Below are 15,854 nucleotides of genomic sequence, written 5' to 3' on the forward strand. Positions count from 1 at the left end.
CTATGGGGACTTGTGAGCAAACTTTCCCTTTGTTTTTGGCCCATTAAAATCTAGTCTAATGCCAAGCCCAAATAGAGGCTGTTGTACATGGCCGGATGGTCGATAATTGGTGGGAGAATTCCAATGGGAAAACGCGACGATCTTATCGCAAAATATGCCGATGATCTTAAAACAAAATGTGGCATGACGCCAGACATGGACCTGTTGACGAAAGTCACAATCGGCTGTGGCCCGGCTATCTATAATGCCGATGCATCGACTGTCGCTGGCAGCCAAGAGTCAGAACTTGAAACAGTTAAAAACAACTTCCTGATTAAAAAGCTTGGGTTGGCTGACAGTCCTGAGTTGATGGATGCGATCAATGCCGCCATCGAAACTTATGGCAAATCCGAGCGCAACAAATTCCGTGCCGTGTTCTACTACTTGTTGGTAAAACACTTCGGCAAAGAAGCCGTCTACAAATAAAAATAAGCCGTCTCAACCTTGTGCTGAGGCGGCGTTTTCTTGCGAAAATTCTGTAAGTTAGATGCGCTCACTGACAGAGGCATAGTTAATGCTTGATTGCGAATTTCCATAGTCAGTTGAACTAAAACGTCAAGATTTTCAATTTGTTTGGAATCGCAAAACCGCGTAGCTTCAATCCAAGGCTAGTACGGCCCGGACCTACTATATCAGAACGCGTGTGGTGCTTAGGAACGCGTGGGGTGAGGAGGGTTCCGGGGGGTCGGAACCCTCCATTTTTTAAAAAATGCCGAGAATCAAGTCCAATAACGCCGCAACCTACAACAGCGTATCCGCCGTCAATGATAGCCAAGGCACGAGGTCGCATCGCATAAGCAACGTTCATCGCAATCCAAGGCGCGATAAAAAGCAGTCCAATGCCAAGACCGGACATCAATCCCACAAGGTTCTCCAAAATCGATTTGTTGCCAATATGCTAAGCCTACGACATTTTGGCTGGCAAATTTCTGATAGGGTACTACGGCTGTGAAGCACCTAGCTCACACACAAAACCCCATTCTTCGGGTGTCACGGGCTGCACAGATAGGCGCGAGTTGTTCACAAGAACCATATCGGCCAAGCGCGGATCCTCTTTGCACATTCCCAAAGTGACTGGCGCAATAAGGGGTCTGACCGCTTTTATGTCGACACAGTCCCAGCGAGCATCCTCGGTCGTGCTATCCTGATGCGCAAGCGCGCAGACTTCGACGATGCCGACAATTTCTTTTTCGGCACGCGAATGATAGAAAAACCCAAGATCGCCCAGTTGCATTTGGCGCATGTTATTGCGCGCTTGATAGTTGCGCACCCCATTCCATTCTTCGCCAATCTCACCCTTGGCAACCTGCTGGTCCCACGACCAAACGTCAGCTTCTGATTTGAACAACCAATAGGCCATTAGCCAATCACGCGTTTCCAAGGTTGAACAGAGACGTTTTCAAACAGTCCAGCTTTGGCATATGGATCGTTGTCTGCCCAAGCTTGAGCTGCGGCCATATCGGATACTTCAAGAATAACCAACGATCCGCACATGTCGTCAGCCTCATCTAAAAATGGCCCAGCTTGTTCGACCACCCCTGTCGCCTCAATATAGGCGAGATGCTCAGAGCGGTTGTCGAGACGGATTTGTAGTGCGCCAGCTTTGTCGGCGCAGATAACTGCGAACTTCATGATTTATTCCCTTTTGAGTGGACGGGAGAGCAATAGCTCCACCGCGTCGGATATTATGATTGAAGAATCCAGAATGTCACGGACAACATTTGTGATGGGCATATCTATCCCGCGGCTGGCCGCAAGAGTTGCCACAGCCCGCGCCGTGGCAACGCCCTCAACCGTGATCGTCGGATCGATGGTCTCTCCTCGACCCAGTTTTAAGCCATGGGAAAAATTGCGTGATTTCGCAGAGGTGCAGGTCAAAACCAAATCACCGAACCCAGAAAGGCCCGATAAAGTCTGCGGTGAGGCACCGAGTGCTGTTGCAAGGCGCTGCATTTCGATATTGCCGCGCGTCATTAATGCCGCTCGGGCGCTTTCGCCTAGCCCTGCGCCTATAGCTATACCGCAGGCGATGGCCATTACGTTTTTCAACGCTCCACCAAACTCCACGCCGATGGGGTCTAAGCTGGAATAAAGGCGAACTGTTTTCGTGGTCAGCGCAGCCTGCAAGGCAGACACCAGTATGTCATCTTTAGTCGCGATCGTCAGTGCTGTCGGTAATCCGTCAGCAATATCAGCCGCAAAAGAGGGGCCAGACAAAATGGCGACTTTTGCGCTTGGAATACGTTGGTTTAGGACTTCAACAGGGCCCAGTCCCGTTGCAAGATCAATTCCCTTACAGCAAGAAACCAGTGTTTTACCCGCCAAAAGCGCTGCGTTATCCTGCGCAAATTGTGACAGCATTTGCATGGGCATCGACATCAAAATGATGTTGGAGCAGCAAGCATCACTCAAGTCAGACGTCAGTCTCAATGCGTCGGGCAATTTACGCCCAGGTAGGCGCCTTTCATTCGTGCGAACTTTTGACATCTGCATCATCTGATCGGGTGAACGCCCCCACAGAATGACGTCTTCGCGCACTGAGCTCAGGGAAATTGCTAGAGCTGTTCCAAACGCACCTGCACCTAGGACGGTAATGCCAGTCATAATTTGCGCCTTTCAGACTTTGGTCGTTTAAAAACAGCCAAGCGTTGTTTCATCTCATATTGGGAGGTAACACTGAGACAACAGTCACACAATGCTGGGGTTCACTTTGCCAACGACAGTGCTCATTTCAAGACCAATGGACGACGCTAAAGCGCTCAAAAAGGCTGTCTTGTCGATCAATCCATCCGCGCAAAGCGTTTTGGCACCTGCACTTGCGATTGTTCCCGTGGCACATGCCCCACAAACAGAAGTATTTGATGCAATTATTCTGACCTCAAAACACGCGGCATATTCCGCTGCAACGATGGCTCCCATGACGCCAGTTTTATGTGTTGGGGATGCGACAGCCCAGGTGGCGCGCGCAACGGGACTTAAAGCAGTTTCTGCGGCAGGAAACGCTAAAGACTTGATCAAACTGGTTCAAGCTTCGGGCGTGTCGCGCGTGTTGTATTTACGCGGCGCTCATGTGCAGGCAGATATGGAATTTGAACTAAATATGGCTGGAATCGATTCGAAATCACTGGTTGTTTATCGACAAGAACCGTGTCAGTTTTCACTAGAGGTTCAGCAAAGCCTTTTGACAGCGACGGACCTTTTGGTTCCCGTTTATTCTGCGCGTTCTGCGCGCATTGTGTCGGAAAACTTAAGAGGTTTTGTGGGTAAAATTACGCTGGTCGCGATTTCTCAGGTCGCGGCAAACGGTTGGTCTGGATCAAAACCGGATCACATTGCATACGCAAAGGCGCCCAATTCCGAGGCGATGTTGGCGGCTATTGCGTCGCAGTTGGCTTGAATGGCTTGAGGGTCCCTTTCACTCCTATTAGGTTCAGTGTGTAGCGACACATTATTTGTTTGGATTCGAAAGGTTATATCGTGGCACGGTCAAAGAATTCTCCTAAAGACACAGCACAACCCGAGGTCGCTTCTGACGCGGTCGTCAATGATGTTATTGACACAGTGCAAGCCGACGCGAACGAGGCCGATGTTCAGACGCTTGACGCAGACACAAGCGAACCTTCCGAGCCGGAAGTGGACACCGAAGATACAAGCGATGTGTCGGAACTGGACGCTGAAAATGTCGAGCAAACACCTGCTGAAGACGCAGAGGAAGTTATAGATGTCGCCGAGGCATCCATAGATGCAGACGAAGTGACCGCAAAGGAAGAAATTCAAGCCGAAGTTCCAAATCCGGCTGAGCCACAGGTGGTTGTAAAAAAACGTGGATTTGTCCCCATGCTCTTGGGGGGGGTTATCTGCGTTGGTCTCGGCTATGCGGGCGCCAATTTTATCAAGCCCGATGGGTGGCCTTTCCCTGGTGCCAGCACAGATGTTTTGCTAAACAGGATGTCAGCGCTTGAGGCACAGCTAGCAGACTCTCAATCTCAAGTCGCCCAAGTGGCTGAGCTGATTGATACGGTGCGCGGTGAAGTTTCAGATACGACGGCATCGGTCGATGCAAAAATCGCTGACATAGATTTAAGTGGCGCGTTGGCTCCAGTCGAGGCTGCACTCGCAGATATTGATCGACGCCTAACTGCGGTCGAAGCTGCTCCTGTCGCTGAAGCTATCGTTTCCCCCGAAGCGACAGCAGCTTATGAACGCCAGTTGAACGACATGCAAACGCTACTCAATAGCGAAATTGCGCGCCTGCAGGATGCGAAAGAAGCAGCTGAAAACGAAGAAGCCAATGCTGCCAAAGCCTCCGCGGTCTCTCGCTTGCAAGAAGCGATCACCACAGGGCAGCCCTATGATGCGGTTCTCAAAAACTTGCAAATTGATGTGCCCGCCGCATTGAGTGCGCCTGCCGCACAAGGGGTCGCGACCCTACAAGAGATCGCAACCTCTTTCAGCGCGGCCGCTGATATGGCTATCGTTGAGACGGCCAAGACAGATGCTGACAGCCAAGGTTGGATAGATCGTTTCCTGCGCACGCAATTGGGTCTCAGATCTTTGACCCCCAAAGATGGCGCAAGCCCCGATGCAATTTTGTCGCGCGCTGAACAGGCCATTCGCGAAAACGACTTGCAGTTGGCTTTGACAGAAATTTCGACACTTCCCGATGTGGGGCAAGCGGTGATGGCGGATTGGGTTGCGGTTGCGCAAACCCGTCTTGATGTCACCAACGCGCTCTCCGCAATGCTTGCTCAATAGAAAGGCGCTCACATGCTCTGGTCTTTGGTTAAAATAGTTTTCTTTGTTGTCCTAGTGGCGGCGCTCGCGTTCGGTGGGATGTTCTTGATCGACAGCGAAGGCAGTATGGACATTGCGTTCATGGGCTTCAAAATAAGCTTATCGCCCATCAAAGTCGTAATCGCGGTTGTGGTTTTGCTAGTGGCTGCTTGGTTACTTTTGAAACTTGTGGGGCTCTGTGTTGCGCTTATGAAGTTCCTCTTGGGTGATGAAACCGCACTGTCTCGTTATTTTGATCGCAACCGCGAACGCAAAGGATTTGACGCGATGGCAGAGGGTATGATGGCTCTGGCGTCTGGCGAAGGTCGCGTCGCAATGGCCAAAGCATCTAAAGCAGAAAAATACTTGCGCAAGCCTGAGTTGACCAATCTTTTGACCGCACAAGCCGCCGAAATGACGGGCGATAAACGAAAAGCCCAAGAAGTGTACCGACGTCTTGTCGCCGATGATCGCACCCGATTTGTTGGCGTGCAGGGAATGATGAAACACAAGCTTGAAGAAGGCGACAAAGACACTGCTCTGAAGCTTGCGGAAAAAGCTTTTGCGCTCAAACCTAAGCACGTAGAAATGCAAGACACGCTGTTGCAGTTGCAAGCTGAGAAAAAAGATTGGTCTGCCGCACGCAGCACGTTGTCTGCAAAGTTTAAGCACGGTGCAATTCCCCGCGATGTGCACAAACGACGTGACGCGGTTCTGGCGCTTTCAGAAGCCAAAGGTGTTTTTGAAACGGGTGCCACTGTTGAAGCGCAAGAAGCCGCAATTGAGGCAAACAAAAAGTCACCTGATTTGATACCTGCTGCAGTCATGGCCGCCGACGAGTATACGCGCCAAGGAAAAGATCGTCAGGCTACGCGCATTTTGAAAAAGGCTTGGGATGTACAGCCTCATCCAGATTTGGCTGCGGCTTTCGCTCGTATTGCACCTGATGAAACACCCAATGCACGGATTAAGCGCTTTGCAGGTCTTGTTCGGGCAAAACCCGGCCATCCTGAAACAAAAATGCTTATGGCTGAGTTGCAAATCGCCGCAGAAGATTTTCCTGCAGCTCGACGCACTTTGGGTGACTTGGTTGAAAATTCTCCAACAGCAAGATCGATGACATTGATGGCCGCGATTGAGCGCGGTGAAGGGTCTGCTGACGCCGTTGTTCGGGGGTGGCTCACCCGCGCTTTGACGGCCCCACGCGGTCCGCAGTGGATGTGTGACAAATGCCAAACGGTTCATGTGTCGTGGGAACCAATTTGTGCCAGCTGTTCCGCATTCGATACATTGAGCTGGCGAACTCCGGCTCAGTCTGAAGTGTCGATGCCTGCGGGAACTGAAATGCTTCCGATGATTGTTGGTTCAGATACAGAGGTTGGCGCCCAACATGAACAGGACACCGATTTCATTGAAGATGCCATCATTGATGAAGAAAACGATAAAAGCCCTACAGAATAGATTTTTTGCGAAGAGTATGGGCGGTATGATTGGCCGCCCATATAAGTTGTCTGTTCTGACGAGTTTATCACCATCAGCAGTCGAACTATCTGACAATAAATTCTGCATGAAGTGCGCCTGCTGCTTTGATGCTTTTTAGAATGTCGATCATGTCTCGCGGAGACACGCCCAAAGCATTCAGGCCAGCGATGACTTCCGACAGCGACGTTCCTCCAGGAATTTCGGCAAGCCCAATGCCCGGCTCTTCTTCTAATGCTGCACGTGTTCTGGGAACAATAACTGTGCCGCCTTCTGAAAAGGGGTTTGGTTGTACCACGAGCGGTTCCTCTTCTATGCGCAGCGTCAAATTGCCTTGACTGACCGCAACTCTTGAAATGCGGACATCTTCGCCCATCACAATCGTGCCCGATCTTTGATCAACGATTACTCGCGCTTTGCGTTCGGGTTCTACAGAAATGTTTTCAACACGGCCAAGCGCGTGCGCGGGGGAAAGCGACTTGGTTGCTTTTATGTCTAGCACGACAGTGCCAGCATCGAGCATCCGCGACACCACGCGCCCAAAGTTGTTATTGATCGCCACTTCTATGCGTCCAGCGGTTGTGAAATCTGGATTTCTCAACGCAAGACGGATTGAAGTCAATTTTGTGAAATCGAATTCAATCTCGCGTTCAATTCTGGCACCAGACGGGATCACGCCGGCTGTGGGCACGCCTTGCGTGACCGTTGCGCCGTCGCCTTCGGCAGACGCTCCGCCAGCAATAATCGTTCCTTGCGCCACTGCGTAAATTTGCCCATCTGGGGCATTCATCGGCGTCATAATCAATGTGCCGCCCAGCAGACTTTTCGCGTCTCCAATGGCTGAGATTGTCACATCAATCTGAGATCCAGTTCGCGCAAAAGGCGGTAAAGTCGCGGTTACAAAAACAGCGGCAACGTTTTTGGGGCGAAACTGTTCACCGGATACATTGACGCCAAGGCGTTCCAATATATTCGACATGATTTCTTCGGTAAATGGTGCGTTGCGAATACCATCGCCGGTGCCATTTAGGCCGACGACCAAGCCGTACCCGACCAAATCATTGCCACGAACACCGTCAAATTCGACGAGGTCCTTTATTCGAATTGGTGAAGCAACGACCGCTCCAGCAATCAGCAAGTATATAATCGCAGATAAGAAAAATTTTAACATTATAGGTAATCCGATAACTTTAAACGCGATAATCTTGCTGTGATTGTGTAGATCATTTCCAACTGTGCTTCAGCTTGCGTGAGTTTCGCAGCAGAGTCGTAAATGTCAGCTGAGACGATCTCTGATTTGGCCATTTCCAGAACGTAGCCTTCAGCAGAGTTGGCCAGTTTTGCATCACTGATCTGTTGTTCGATCGTGCCCACGTGCGCCCGTGCGGTTGTGATTGAGGAATCCGCAGATAGTAGGGTTTCTCCGGCAAACTGAAGCATTTGCACTTGGTCGGCTTGACTGCTGGACAGCACGCCTTCATCAACTAAAGATGCTAATACAAGCCCTTTTAGGGTGTCGCGAATGGATTGATCATCCGCTTTTATATCTATGCTAGCGCGCTGATTTTCATTCAAAGCAAACGGAGAAATGTCATTTTCAGAGCCGAGGTAGCCACTTGTTTCAAATCCCCCACCCGCCGCATCAAACCAATTTTCAACGGCAGCGATCACACCGTTTGCATCGATTTCTGTTGCAACAAGCGTGCTGATTTCGGCCAGTATATCGTCGGCGCTTGCAAGCGCACTGGCACCTGTCGCGGCTCCTGACATCAAGGCACGTCCACCCACGCGGGTATTCAATACGGACACAACAGTTTCAAATTTCGACTTCGCGTCCTTTGCGACAACCGATATCGTTGTTGGCTGTGCAGCATCTGCAGTGGTCAAAAGATCGACAGAAAGGCCAGAAACTTGATCCGAAACCGTTCCCAAAACGGACTGCAGTGACGATGTGAAAAGCTCTGCCTCATTGAGCGCAGTTCCATAAGCATCGAGTGAGCGAATGGACCGCTCAAGAGAGGCCAGGGGCGTGAAGTCACCTGCGACTTCGTCGCGAAGATCGCTCTTTAGTCCGCTAGCCACCTCGTAATTGTATTTCTCTAGGTCTTGCTTGACTTGCGTGGTTATCCGCATGTTTTTGAGCGAAGATGCGAGATCTCCATATGAGATACTGTTCATCAGAGCATTCCGATCAATTGGTCAAGCAGCGTGTCAAGAGTTTGAATAACTTGCGCATTCGCTGCGTAGGTTTGTTCGATCAAGATGAGCTGTTGCATCTCGAAGTCGGTGTCGACGCCTGCTTCAAGCTCAATAGACTTTAAACTTTCTTGGCGTGCTGTGGAGAAGCTCAGTCCTGTTTCGAGGTCCAGAATGTCTCCCTCGATTAATGAATAGAAGTCCGACGACAAAGTGACTGCACTGCGTTGCGTGCTTGTGAAGTCCCCTGACGCGGCGACACGAGAATTTTGAAGGGCGTCGGTCATTGCTACGAGAATGCTTGAATCACCTTGGTCTCCCTCTGCAATAGCGCCAAGCCCGTCGCGAATCTTCCAGAGGTCACCCGATTGAGCAGGGTCGATCAGAGCATTCACAGTGAGCCTGTTTGAAAGTGCTTCTTCGTTCAATACATCTAGCGCGGCTCCGCCATCGGTAAATAACCCAGCTGCTGCGACAGCCAACGTTGGATCCACATCTGTCGTTTGAAACCGTTCGATGAGGTCTCGCGCAACAGCATCAAGTTTCACTTGGGCTTCGGGAATGAGTTCGTCCCTTACCTCAAACAGTCCTGCTAGACTTCCGCCAGAAATCGCGCCCTTGTCTGCATCGGTTGAAACGGATTGGCCGTTGATTGTGAGGCCTGACAACACGCCACTTTCAATACTCATATCGGGCGTAATTGTTGGAACCGTTGTGAACTCTATTGATGCAGCTTTCGAATCCACAAGAATGGCACCGCCAGCTGTATAGAGTGCAATGGAATTGTTTTCACGAGCGATTTCTTTTACCGGAATGATCGCAGATATTTGGTCAACCACCTGTTGCCGCTGATCCATTAGCGAGTTTGTATCATATCCAGAGGAGGCGCTTTGTGTAATGGCGACATTTAGGTCTACGACTTGTTGTAGAGCCGTTTGAAGAAAATCAACAGAATTGCCGATTTCTTTGTCAGCAGCCATTCTTGACGCCATCAAAGTGTCCGCGGCAGAGTTTATCTTTTCTGTGAGATTTTGTGCTGAGTACAGGACTGCCTGCAAGCGCGTTTCTGATTCAGGGCGGCTGGCGGCCTCGATAAGGCTTTCTTCAAGCGAGACTATGAGGCCACTTATGGAGCTTGCTTCATCAGCTTGGCCTATTGCGCGTGAGAAAGTATTGAGAAAATCGGTGCGCGTCTCGGCTAATGCTACTTCTCCATCCGCCAGCCGGCGCTCGCCCGTAATGACTGTATCGGTATAGCGTGTGACACCGGTGACACTGACGCCTCCACCTGACTGACCGATAGTTTGAGACGTCAACTCAAGTTCGCGACGACTGTACCCTTCTGTCATTGCATTGGCTACGTTTGATGACACCACATCGGCTGCGCGCGATACGGCGTTCAGGCCCGAGAGGGCGTTTGAAAAAGCATTTCCGATACTCATGATCTTGGGCTCCTTCCCTCACGGGCCAAACGGGACGTTATCGTTTAATATTTGTGGTTTCTTGCAGCATTTCATCAACTGTCTGAATGACTTTGGCGTTGGATGAATAAGCGCGCTGTGTTTGGATCAAATCTGTCAATTCTGATGCGACATCAGTTGTTGAGCTCTCGCGAGAATATCCAATGACAGCGCCAGTTGGGCCATCACCAGCATCCCAAAGGAAAAACGATCCTGAACTTGGCGAGACTTGGTAAGCTTGATCACTGAGAGAGGTCAGGCCGTTATAATTTGGCACATCCACAATCGGAATTTGATAAATGGTTCTCGTGAAACCCGTATCATATGTCGCGGTCATGTAGCCGTTTTCATCGACCTCAACAGATGTAAGGTTGCCCACAGGGGAGCCATCCTTAATGATTGAGGTTGGCGAAAAGCTGTCGGACAGTTGGGTAAGGCCATTGGTGTCGCCCAATTGACCGATGGTGACGTCTAGCGAACCGCCATCGACCTCAAGGGAAAGCACGCCTGAGGATGACGTATAAGAAGAGGTCGCAGGGTTGTTGGTGGTTGCGGTAACGGAAAACAACGTTCCGCCCTGCTCGCGCGTGTCGTCAAATACAAGCGTATATTCACCGATTGTGGCATCGTTTGAGGCTGAGTCGGACATAGTCATTGTCCAAGTATTGTCAGTGGTCGTAGAAGGAGAAAATACAATATCCAAAGATTCGGATGTACCGAGGTTACCAAAGTACTCTACGGACAATGGGTAATCGCCGTCCGCATCCTCCGCAGGCAAGTTTACACCCAAATTCATTTCGGTGGTTGGATCACCAGCAGTTTGGTTGGCATTGATGACCACCGGTTCCAGATCGGAAACAGTATCCCTTGCATAAGTTGCGATTGAGCCATCTGCGTCAGCAGGCCAGCCGAGAAGAACAAGGCCCGAATCGGTCTTAAGAACGCCGTCTTCATCTGTATGGAAAGACCCCGTTGTCGTCATCATCATAGGTTCGTCACCGCTATTATCGATGGAATCTACGGTGGTAACTGGCAGCATGCCTCGTCCGGATATGGCGAGATCGGTTGCATTGGATGTTGATACAAGTGCACCGCTTTCTTGGATCAACCGTGTGGTTGAGGCCAAAACGCCACCTGCAGAATAGACGCCTGAGCCCTGATTTCCAGTCAAAACGAGGGCAGAAAACTCTGTTTCGGCTTGTTTGTAGCCATAGGTTCCAGAGTTTGCGATGTTGTCTGAAATGGTTGCGAGGCGAGTGGCGTTGGCGCTCAGGCCGGCCACGCCTGCACTAAGAGAGGAGGATAGAGACATATGTAGCGCCTTTCTGGTGCTGGGTTCCGAAATACCAGTCCAGAATGCATGCTTCCCCTTAACAGGTGACTAACATCTACAAATCGATCTAATTCTTAAAAAAATCATCCCTAAGTAAAACGATTTCTACGCGGTTATTTCGAACCGCCATTGGATTGCTAACGGCAGGTTTCCGATCTGCATATCCGGTAATTCGTTGGATGCTATTAGAGGGCACGCCGCTTTCTTCCAACATTTTACGTATTTTATCCGCACGCTGAGTCGAAAGATTCCAAACAGGATTATCAACAACTACAAGAGGTTCAGAGCGAACGTACCCTGTTACGGCCACATCGTTTTTCACTACGGATAGGACGCGGCCCATCATGCTAAGTAGCATGGTTGTCACGAGCTCAGGCTCCGTTTTGCGCGGCGCAAAGAGTGGCTCAGAGGGAAGATCGAAAATTTCAATGATCAACCCTTCGTCTGTCACGCGCGTCACGATATGACGCATGGCTTCGTCTGCGGCCATGCTTTCACCGCTAAAAGCCGTGAGCAATTCTTGAACTTCAGCGAATCCTTTGGCCTGAGCCGCTTTGGCGGCGTCTTCCTCTTTAGATGCGTTCGTGCCTGGAGGGGTATCGGATGTCACCGATTGCGAGGTCGAAGCCCCTGTACCGTTGTGGGCCAAGGTTTCTTCGGTAAACACTGAGTCGCCACCAAAGGCTCCATCGCCACCACCCGAGATTCGGTTCACGGGAATGGTTGGATTGAAATAATCCGCGATACCTTTGCGCTGCACCTCTGTGGTTGCGTTTAGAAGCCACATCAAAAGAAAGAAAGCCATCATTGCGGTCACAAAATCGGCGTAGGCCACTTTCCACGCACCGCCGTGATGACCGCCACCACCGACGACTTTCTTTCTTTTGATAATTATCGGTGCGTTGCCTTTAGCACTCATGCCACCACCTCGTTTTTTCACCCAAGATAATGTTTATCAAAGAGAGGTTGATGTCGGCTTAATTGTTAAAATAGTCTATATATTTTATAATCTTAGATTATTTTTTGACCGACGCCATATTTTTCTAAACAGTGGATGTCATTGTCGATATTTCTGAACTCCATATCTTTCAGGTAACGGCTCTTAGTTGCCGTTGGCCGAGGGTCATGATTTTGCACTGCAGCGTCCTGGAAGCGGACATTGGCACAACATATCAGCTCGTTCATGAACCTTCTTAGATAAGCGAGCCCTTTAACCGATGCTGTAGGCCAAATCTGTAGTCAGACCTTCATTTAGGCAGCTCGCTGAGGGATTCGATAAATTCAACCAGGTCTGACATTTCGATTTCCGTCATGTTTAACGGCAAAAGAATGGCTTCACCTTCCGCATGCATTCTCTCCAGATCGATTTCGTTGTAGTGGCGAACTACAGCAGCCAAATCCGTCAGGCTTCCGTTGTGCATGTAGGGTGCGGTTTCGGCGACGCCGCGTAGGCTTGGTGTTCTGAATGTGCCAAAATCCGCATGCGTCTGACGTACGCTCTGTACAGCCCAAGCACCGCTGTTGTCATCATCATCATTCCACTCGCCCGCCAACGTGTACGGACTGGATTGCAGGAGTTTCAGTCCTTGAAATCGGCCTGGGTCAACTGTCGTCGTATCCAAAAAATAGGGCACGCCTGCGTCATGAAATTCGTTGTTGGAAAATCGAGGGCCGCTGTGGCAAATGTTGCAATTTCCCCGACCGAGAAAAAACTGCAATCCGCGTTGCGCCCCTTCGGAATACCTCGCCGCTGCGACAAGGTCGTCGCGTTCTAACGCGTCTCGGAAGACGTCGAACGGGGTCGCGTTTGTCACCAACGTTTCTTGATAGGCGGCAAGGGTTTTCGCAGTGTTGACCAAAACTGTCTGCGGTGGCTGTTCAGCGATCGGACCAAAGATGGTCTCGAATTCTGGCGTGTATCTGCTCGTTGACAGTGCCGACGCCCAGCTGTCTGCGGTGTGGGCCATTTCTAGTTCTGCAATAATGGGATGCAAACTTGCTGCCCACAGGTTGTCGCTTTTGCCGCCCCAACCAAACCAGCGCAGGCCGCTTAGGTTCCACAGGCTTGGGCTGTTGCGGTCTAAAACTTTACGACCTGCGGCGCGGCTGAGCCGAACTGTAAAACCTTGCGCAGGATCGTGACAGCTGGCGCAAGTAAAGCGACCGTCTGCCGAAAGAATAGTGTCTGTGAACAAAGCAGCACCCAAGGCAATCGCAGCCTCATGACCCGACGCCTTGTTACTTATGTCCGGCCTTGTTTCAGGCGGCCACGGCCCGAATGACAAGGTCTGGGCGATTTCGTCGGGTGTTAAAATCAAATCTGCATTTGCCGCGCCAGTCGAAAGAAACGTTACGCAAATAAACCAGCGTATCATTTCAATGTGGTGGTTTGGGTGTAGCGTGTCACACCCTTATCTTGGACCAGTCCGACTTGGATTTCCCACACACCTAGCATGTGGAAAAGCATGCCATCCACGCGAAAGGAGCCGTCTCCTAGATCAACGATTACAGGGGTATAATTCATCCCATGTTGGTGCGCAGGCATTATTGCGTCGACACTGACTGATTGGATATCAGCATCGTCGCAAAACTTGATCTCCATCGAGAAGGGCTGCGACAGCGGCATGTCTTCAATGATTAACTCAACGCGGGGTGCGTCGTTGTCCGAAGACATCATGGGCAATCCTGTGTCACCGCAAGCCAAAGCGTTACTGGCCCAAAATGACCCCAATAGAATTACCCACTTCATCATTTGGTCGTCAGCATCCGTTCAGCATTCGTGAAAGCAATATTGTCCGCAATGCCATCTGGCAGCTGATCTAGCCAGTTCCGCGAATACTCTGCATGTGGACCAATGTAATACCAGCGTTCCGGCGCGAATGTATCGGAGCCCACCATGAAGCGATCCGGATGTGCTTCAAAAGCCATTAGCCACGCTGGGTCGACCCCGTTCCGCGATGTCGTCATATCTGATCGATAAGCGAGGTCTGCCCAAAGCCTTGGGTAAGTATCCAACGCGTCCACAACACTTGCGGGGTTGGTGAAACCTGAATGCGCCCACAAAACCCGTGCGTTAGGCCAAGAGGCAAAGATCAGATCCAAGGCTGCACGGTCCCCGTGATGATGTAGAAGCAAATTGCGTTCGCGAGCCAAGGCGATCAAGCGCTGTATGACTGGCGTCTTGATGTCATCACCAAAGGCGTGAAATTCGCCAATCGCTTCGTAGTGGTTTTGGGCCAAATTCGTCTCTAGGTACGTGATAACCGATTGGTCATGCATCCACGTTCCGACTTCACCTCGGCGGCGATAGGGACGCAGCGCAGGAACGATGATGTCGGGGGCTGCTGCCTTCAACAACTGTGTTCCATTATCGTCTGAACTGGACACCAAAGCCTTGCGCACGCCCGCATCACGCAAAATTTGTACAGCCTGCTCTGGGGGGACTGCCAGCACAGCATCGTGGCTGTAGTGAATATGAGCATCAAAGATCGGCCGTTCTTGGGCAGATGCGACAGTAGAAAAGGACATTGCACTGAGAAGGATCAGGACTTTTCGAGCTATCATGAGCTTTTACAACCTATAATATGGATAGCTCCCAATCTATTTGTCGCGTCGCAAAAATCAACCTCAATCTAAGGTGAAGTGGTCCGGCAAAATTGGACGTCGTGCTAAGATGTATCCAACCTTGAAAACAGGCTACACAAATGACGAAGAGACGCAGTTTTTCAGACAAGTTTAAAGCTACGGTGGCGCTCGAAGCGTTGCGTGGTGACAAGACCGCGCAAGAGATTGCAGCGAAGCACAAGGTTCATCTATTATCGGCAGGGCATTGCATAGCAATGTCCCGATAGGCGACGCAGGTGACGACGTGGAAACGGCAGGCCATCGATGGGCTGACAGGCTTGTTTTCTGATAAGGTTAAACGAGCTGAAGACAACGAGGTCGAAGTCAAAGAGCTTCACGCCAAGATCGGTAAATTGGCGGTCGAAAACGATTTTTTGTCACAAGGGCTGAAGCGATGAGCCCGTCAGAACGCAAGACTTTGATCGACCGTAATCGCACTGATCCCAGCCTGGCGAAGCAGTGCAAGTTGCTTAAGATCAGCCGGTCCTCGCTGTATTACACGCCGGTTGGTGTGAATGCTGAGACGCTGGATTTGATGAACGAAATTGACCGCGTGTTTACCAAATACCTATTCTTCGGCAGCCGCCAGATCGCGGCTTACTTGCCAAAAAATGGGTTCTACGCTGGCCGCCACCGTGTGCGCCGTCTGATGAGCATCATGGGGCTGCAAGCCATCTATAAGGGTCCAAACACCAGCAAGAAGCACCCAGAGCATCGCATTTATCCATACCTGCTGAGAAAGCTGCCGATAACGCGCCCGAACCATGTTTGGTGCAGTGACATCACCTACATTCCAGTGCGGCGTGGTTTCTTGTATCTGGTGGCAATCATGGACTGGGCCACGCGCAAGGTGCTGGCGTGGCGGCTCTCGAATACGCTGGACGCCAGCTTCTGTGTTGAGACTTTGAAAGAGGCCATCGCAAAATACGGAAAGCCCGAGATTATGAACA

The 15,854-nt window shown here is 50.8% G+C and carries 18 protein-coding genes; 6 read left to right on the top strand and 12 right to left on the bottom strand.

What is annotated here, in order from left to right:
* Positions 1-123: 123 nt before the first annotated feature.
* Positions 124-465: a DUF2853 family protein gene (locus WNY38_RS16650; protein WP_342858486.1), complete on the top strand. Its 342-nt coding sequence runs from the start codon at positions 124-126 to the stop codon at positions 463-465.
* Between the two features lie 121 nt (positions 466-586).
* On the opposite strand, the gene WNY38_RS16655 is transcribed toward WNY38_RS16650, so the two are convergent.
* The 4 genes from WNY38_RS16655 to WNY38_RS16670 all read right to left on the bottom strand — a co-directional run bounded on the left by WNY38_RS16655 (position 587) and on the right by WNY38_RS16670 (position 2,643).
* Entirely contained in the window at positions 587-895 is a 309-nt protein-coding gene (locus WNY38_RS16655; protein ID WP_342858507.1) for a DUF1761 domain-containing protein, read from the bottom strand.
* An 84-nt stretch (positions 896-979) separates the two neighbouring features.
* On the bottom strand, positions 980-1,399 hold the full coding sequence (locus WNY38_RS16660) for an EVE domain-containing protein (protein WP_342858487.1): 420 nt from the start codon (positions 1,397-1,399) through the stop codon (positions 980-982).
* Positions 1,399-1,671 (bottom strand): YciI family protein, encoded by a 273-nt coding sequence (locus tag WNY38_RS16665; RefSeq protein ID WP_342858488.1) that lies wholly within the window; start codon positions 1,669-1,671, stop codon positions 1,399-1,401. The genes WNY38_RS16660 and WNY38_RS16665 overlap by 1 nt, the downstream gene beginning before the upstream one ends.
* 3 nt (positions 1,672-1,674) lie before the next feature.
* Positions 1,675-2,643: an NAD(P)H-dependent glycerol-3-phosphate dehydrogenase gene (locus WNY38_RS16670; RefSeq protein ID WP_342858489.1), complete on the bottom strand. Its 969-nt coding sequence runs from the start codon at positions 2,641-2,643 to the stop codon at positions 1,675-1,677.
* A 136-nt stretch (positions 2,644-2,779) separates the two neighbouring features.
* Between WNY38_RS16670 and WNY38_RS16675 the strand changes: the two genes are divergently transcribed.
* From WNY38_RS16675 to WNY38_RS16685, 3 genes are all read left to right on the top strand, one after another.
* On the top strand, positions 2,780-3,436 hold the full coding sequence (locus WNY38_RS16675) for a uroporphyrinogen-III synthase (RefSeq protein WP_342858490.1): 657 nt from the start codon (positions 2,780-2,782) through the stop codon (positions 3,434-3,436).
* Positions 3,437-3,516: 80 nt separating this feature from the next.
* The gene (locus WNY38_RS16680) at positions 3,517-4,794 is read left to right on the top strand and encodes a hypothetical protein (protein ID WP_342858491.1); all 1,278 of its coding nucleotides are present in this window, start codon (positions 3,517-3,519) and stop codon (positions 4,792-4,794) included.
* Positions 4,795-4,806: 12 nt separating this feature from the next.
* The gene (locus WNY38_RS16685) at positions 4,807-6,273 is read left to right on the top strand and encodes a heme biosynthesis HemY N-terminal domain-containing protein (protein ID WP_342858492.1); all 1,467 of its coding nucleotides are present in this window, start codon (positions 4,807-4,809) and stop codon (positions 6,271-6,273) included.
* An 85-nt stretch (positions 6,274-6,358) separates the two neighbouring features.
* On the opposite strand, the gene WNY38_RS16690 is transcribed toward WNY38_RS16685, so the two are convergent.
* The 8 genes from WNY38_RS16690 to WNY38_RS16725 form a co-directional block, all read right to left on the bottom strand.
* Complete coding sequence (locus tag WNY38_RS16690) at positions 6,359-7,462, bottom strand: flagellar basal body P-ring protein FlgI (protein ID WP_342858493.1); 1,104 nt, start codon at positions 7,460-7,462, stop codon at positions 6,359-6,361.
* Positions 7,462-8,469 carry a flagellin gene (locus WNY38_RS16695; protein ID WP_342858494.1) on the bottom strand — a complete coding sequence of 336 codons (1,008 nt, stop codon included), beginning with the start codon at positions 8,467-8,469 and terminating at the stop codon, positions 7,462-7,464. Before WNY38_RS16695 ends, WNY38_RS16690 begins: the two co-directional genes overlap by 1 nt.
* On the bottom strand, positions 8,469-9,929 hold the full coding sequence (gene flgK, locus WNY38_RS16700; protein WP_342858495.1) for a flagellar hook-associated protein FlgK: 1,461 nt from the start codon (positions 9,927-9,929) through the stop codon (positions 8,469-8,471). Before flgK ends, WNY38_RS16695 begins: the two co-directional genes overlap by 1 nt.
* Before the next feature lie 37 nt (positions 9,930-9,966).
* Positions 9,967-11,259, bottom strand: a complete 1,293-nt coding sequence (locus WNY38_RS16705) for a flagellar hook-basal body complex protein (RefSeq protein WP_342858496.1) — start codon at positions 11,257-11,259, stop codon at positions 9,967-9,969.
* An 88-nt stretch (positions 11,260-11,347) separates the two neighbouring features.
* The gene (locus WNY38_RS16710; RefSeq protein ID WP_342858497.1) at positions 11,348-12,199 is read right to left on the bottom strand and encodes a flagellar motor protein MotB; all 852 of its coding nucleotides are present in this window, start codon (positions 12,197-12,199) and stop codon (positions 11,348-11,350) included.
* A 328-nt stretch (positions 12,200-12,527) separates the two neighbouring features.
* Positions 12,528-13,598, bottom strand: a complete 1,071-nt coding sequence (locus WNY38_RS16715) for a cytochrome c peroxidase (protein WP_342858498.1) — start codon at positions 13,596-13,598, stop codon at positions 12,528-12,530.
* A 53-nt stretch (positions 13,599-13,651) separates the two neighbouring features.
* Positions 13,652-14,032, bottom strand: a complete 381-nt coding sequence (locus tag WNY38_RS16720) for a hypothetical protein (RefSeq protein WP_342858499.1) — start codon at positions 14,030-14,032, stop codon at positions 13,652-13,654.
* Positions 14,029-14,844, bottom strand: coding sequence for an amidohydrolase (locus tag WNY38_RS16725; protein WP_342858500.1), 816 nt, complete (start codon positions 14,842-14,844; stop codon positions 14,029-14,031). The genes WNY38_RS16720 and WNY38_RS16725 overlap by 4 nt, the downstream gene beginning before the upstream one ends.
* Positions 14,845-15,140: 296 nt before the next feature.
* Between WNY38_RS16725 and WNY38_RS16730 the strand changes: the two genes are divergently transcribed.
* Together WNY38_RS16730 and WNY38_RS16735 are read left to right on the top strand one after the other, a co-directional pair.
* Positions 15,141-15,302, top strand: coding sequence for a hypothetical protein (locus WNY38_RS16730; protein WP_342858501.1), 162 nt, complete (start codon positions 15,141-15,143; stop codon positions 15,300-15,302).
* A partial coding sequence (locus tag WNY38_RS16735; protein WP_342858502.1) for a DDE-type integrase/transposase/recombinase occupies positions 15,299-15,854 on the top strand: 556 nt, incomplete at its 3' end. The genes WNY38_RS16730 and WNY38_RS16735, both read left to right, overlap by 4 nt.

Origin of the sequence: Pacificibacter sp. AS14, from assembly GCF_038899935.1 — a bacterium.
GTDB lineage: Bacteria > Pseudomonadota > Alphaproteobacteria > Rhodobacterales > Rhodobacteraceae > Celeribacter.

What these genes read in the sequence shown, in the direction of transcription:
- WNY38_RS16650 (WP_342858486.1), top strand. Translation starts at nt 124, where the DNA reads ATGGGAAAACGCGACGATCTTATCGCAAAATATGCCGATGATCTTAAA.
- WNY38_RS16655 (WP_342858507.1), bottom strand. Translation starts at nt 895, where the DNA reads ATGTCCGGTCTTGGCATTGGACTGCTTTTTATCGCGCCTTGGATTGCG.
- WNY38_RS16660 (WP_342858487.1), bottom strand. Translation starts at nt 1,399, where the DNA reads ATGGCCTATTGGTTGTTCAAATCAGAAGCTGACGTTTGGTCGTGGGAC.
- WNY38_RS16665 (WP_342858488.1), bottom strand. Translation starts at nt 1,671, where the DNA reads ATGAAGTTCGCAGTTATCTGCGCCGACAAAGCTGGCGCACTACAAATC.
- WNY38_RS16670 (WP_342858489.1), bottom strand. Translation starts at nt 2,643, where the DNA reads ATGACTGGCATTACCGTCCTAGGTGCAGGTGCGTTTGGAACAGCTCTA.
- WNY38_RS16675 (WP_342858490.1), top strand. Translation starts at nt 2,780, where the DNA reads ATGGACGACGCTAAAGCGCTCAAAAAGGCTGTCTTGTCGATCAATCCA.
- WNY38_RS16685 (WP_342858492.1), top strand. Translation starts at nt 4,807, where the DNA reads ATGCTCTGGTCTTTGGTTAAAATAGTTTTCTTTGTTGTCCTAGTGGCG.
- WNY38_RS16690 (WP_342858493.1), bottom strand. Translation starts at nt 7,462, where the DNA reads ATGTTAAAATTTTTCTTATCTGCGATTATATACTTGCTGATTGCTGGA.
- WNY38_RS16695 (WP_342858494.1), bottom strand. Translation starts at nt 8,469, where the DNA reads ATGAACAGTATCTCATATGGAGATCTCGCATCTTCGCTCAAAAACATG.
- flgK (WP_342858495.1), bottom strand. Translation starts at nt 9,929, where the DNA reads ATGAGTATCGGAAATGCTTTTTCAAACGCCCTCTCGGGCCTGAACGCC.
- WNY38_RS16705 (WP_342858496.1), bottom strand. Translation starts at nt 11,259, where the DNA reads ATGTCTCTATCCTCCTCTCTTAGTGCAGGCGTGGCCGGCCTGAGCGCC.
- WNY38_RS16710 (WP_342858497.1), bottom strand. Translation starts at nt 12,199, where the DNA reads ATGAGTGCTAAAGGCAACGCACCGATAATTATCAAAAGAAAGAAAGTC.
- WNY38_RS16720 (WP_342858499.1), bottom strand. Translation starts at nt 14,032, where the DNA reads ATGATGAAGTGGGTAATTCTATTGGGGTCATTTTGGGCCAGTAACGCT.
- WNY38_RS16725 (WP_342858500.1), bottom strand. Translation starts at nt 14,844, where the DNA reads ATGATAGCTCGAAAAGTCCTGATCCTTCTCAGTGCAATGTCCTTTTCT.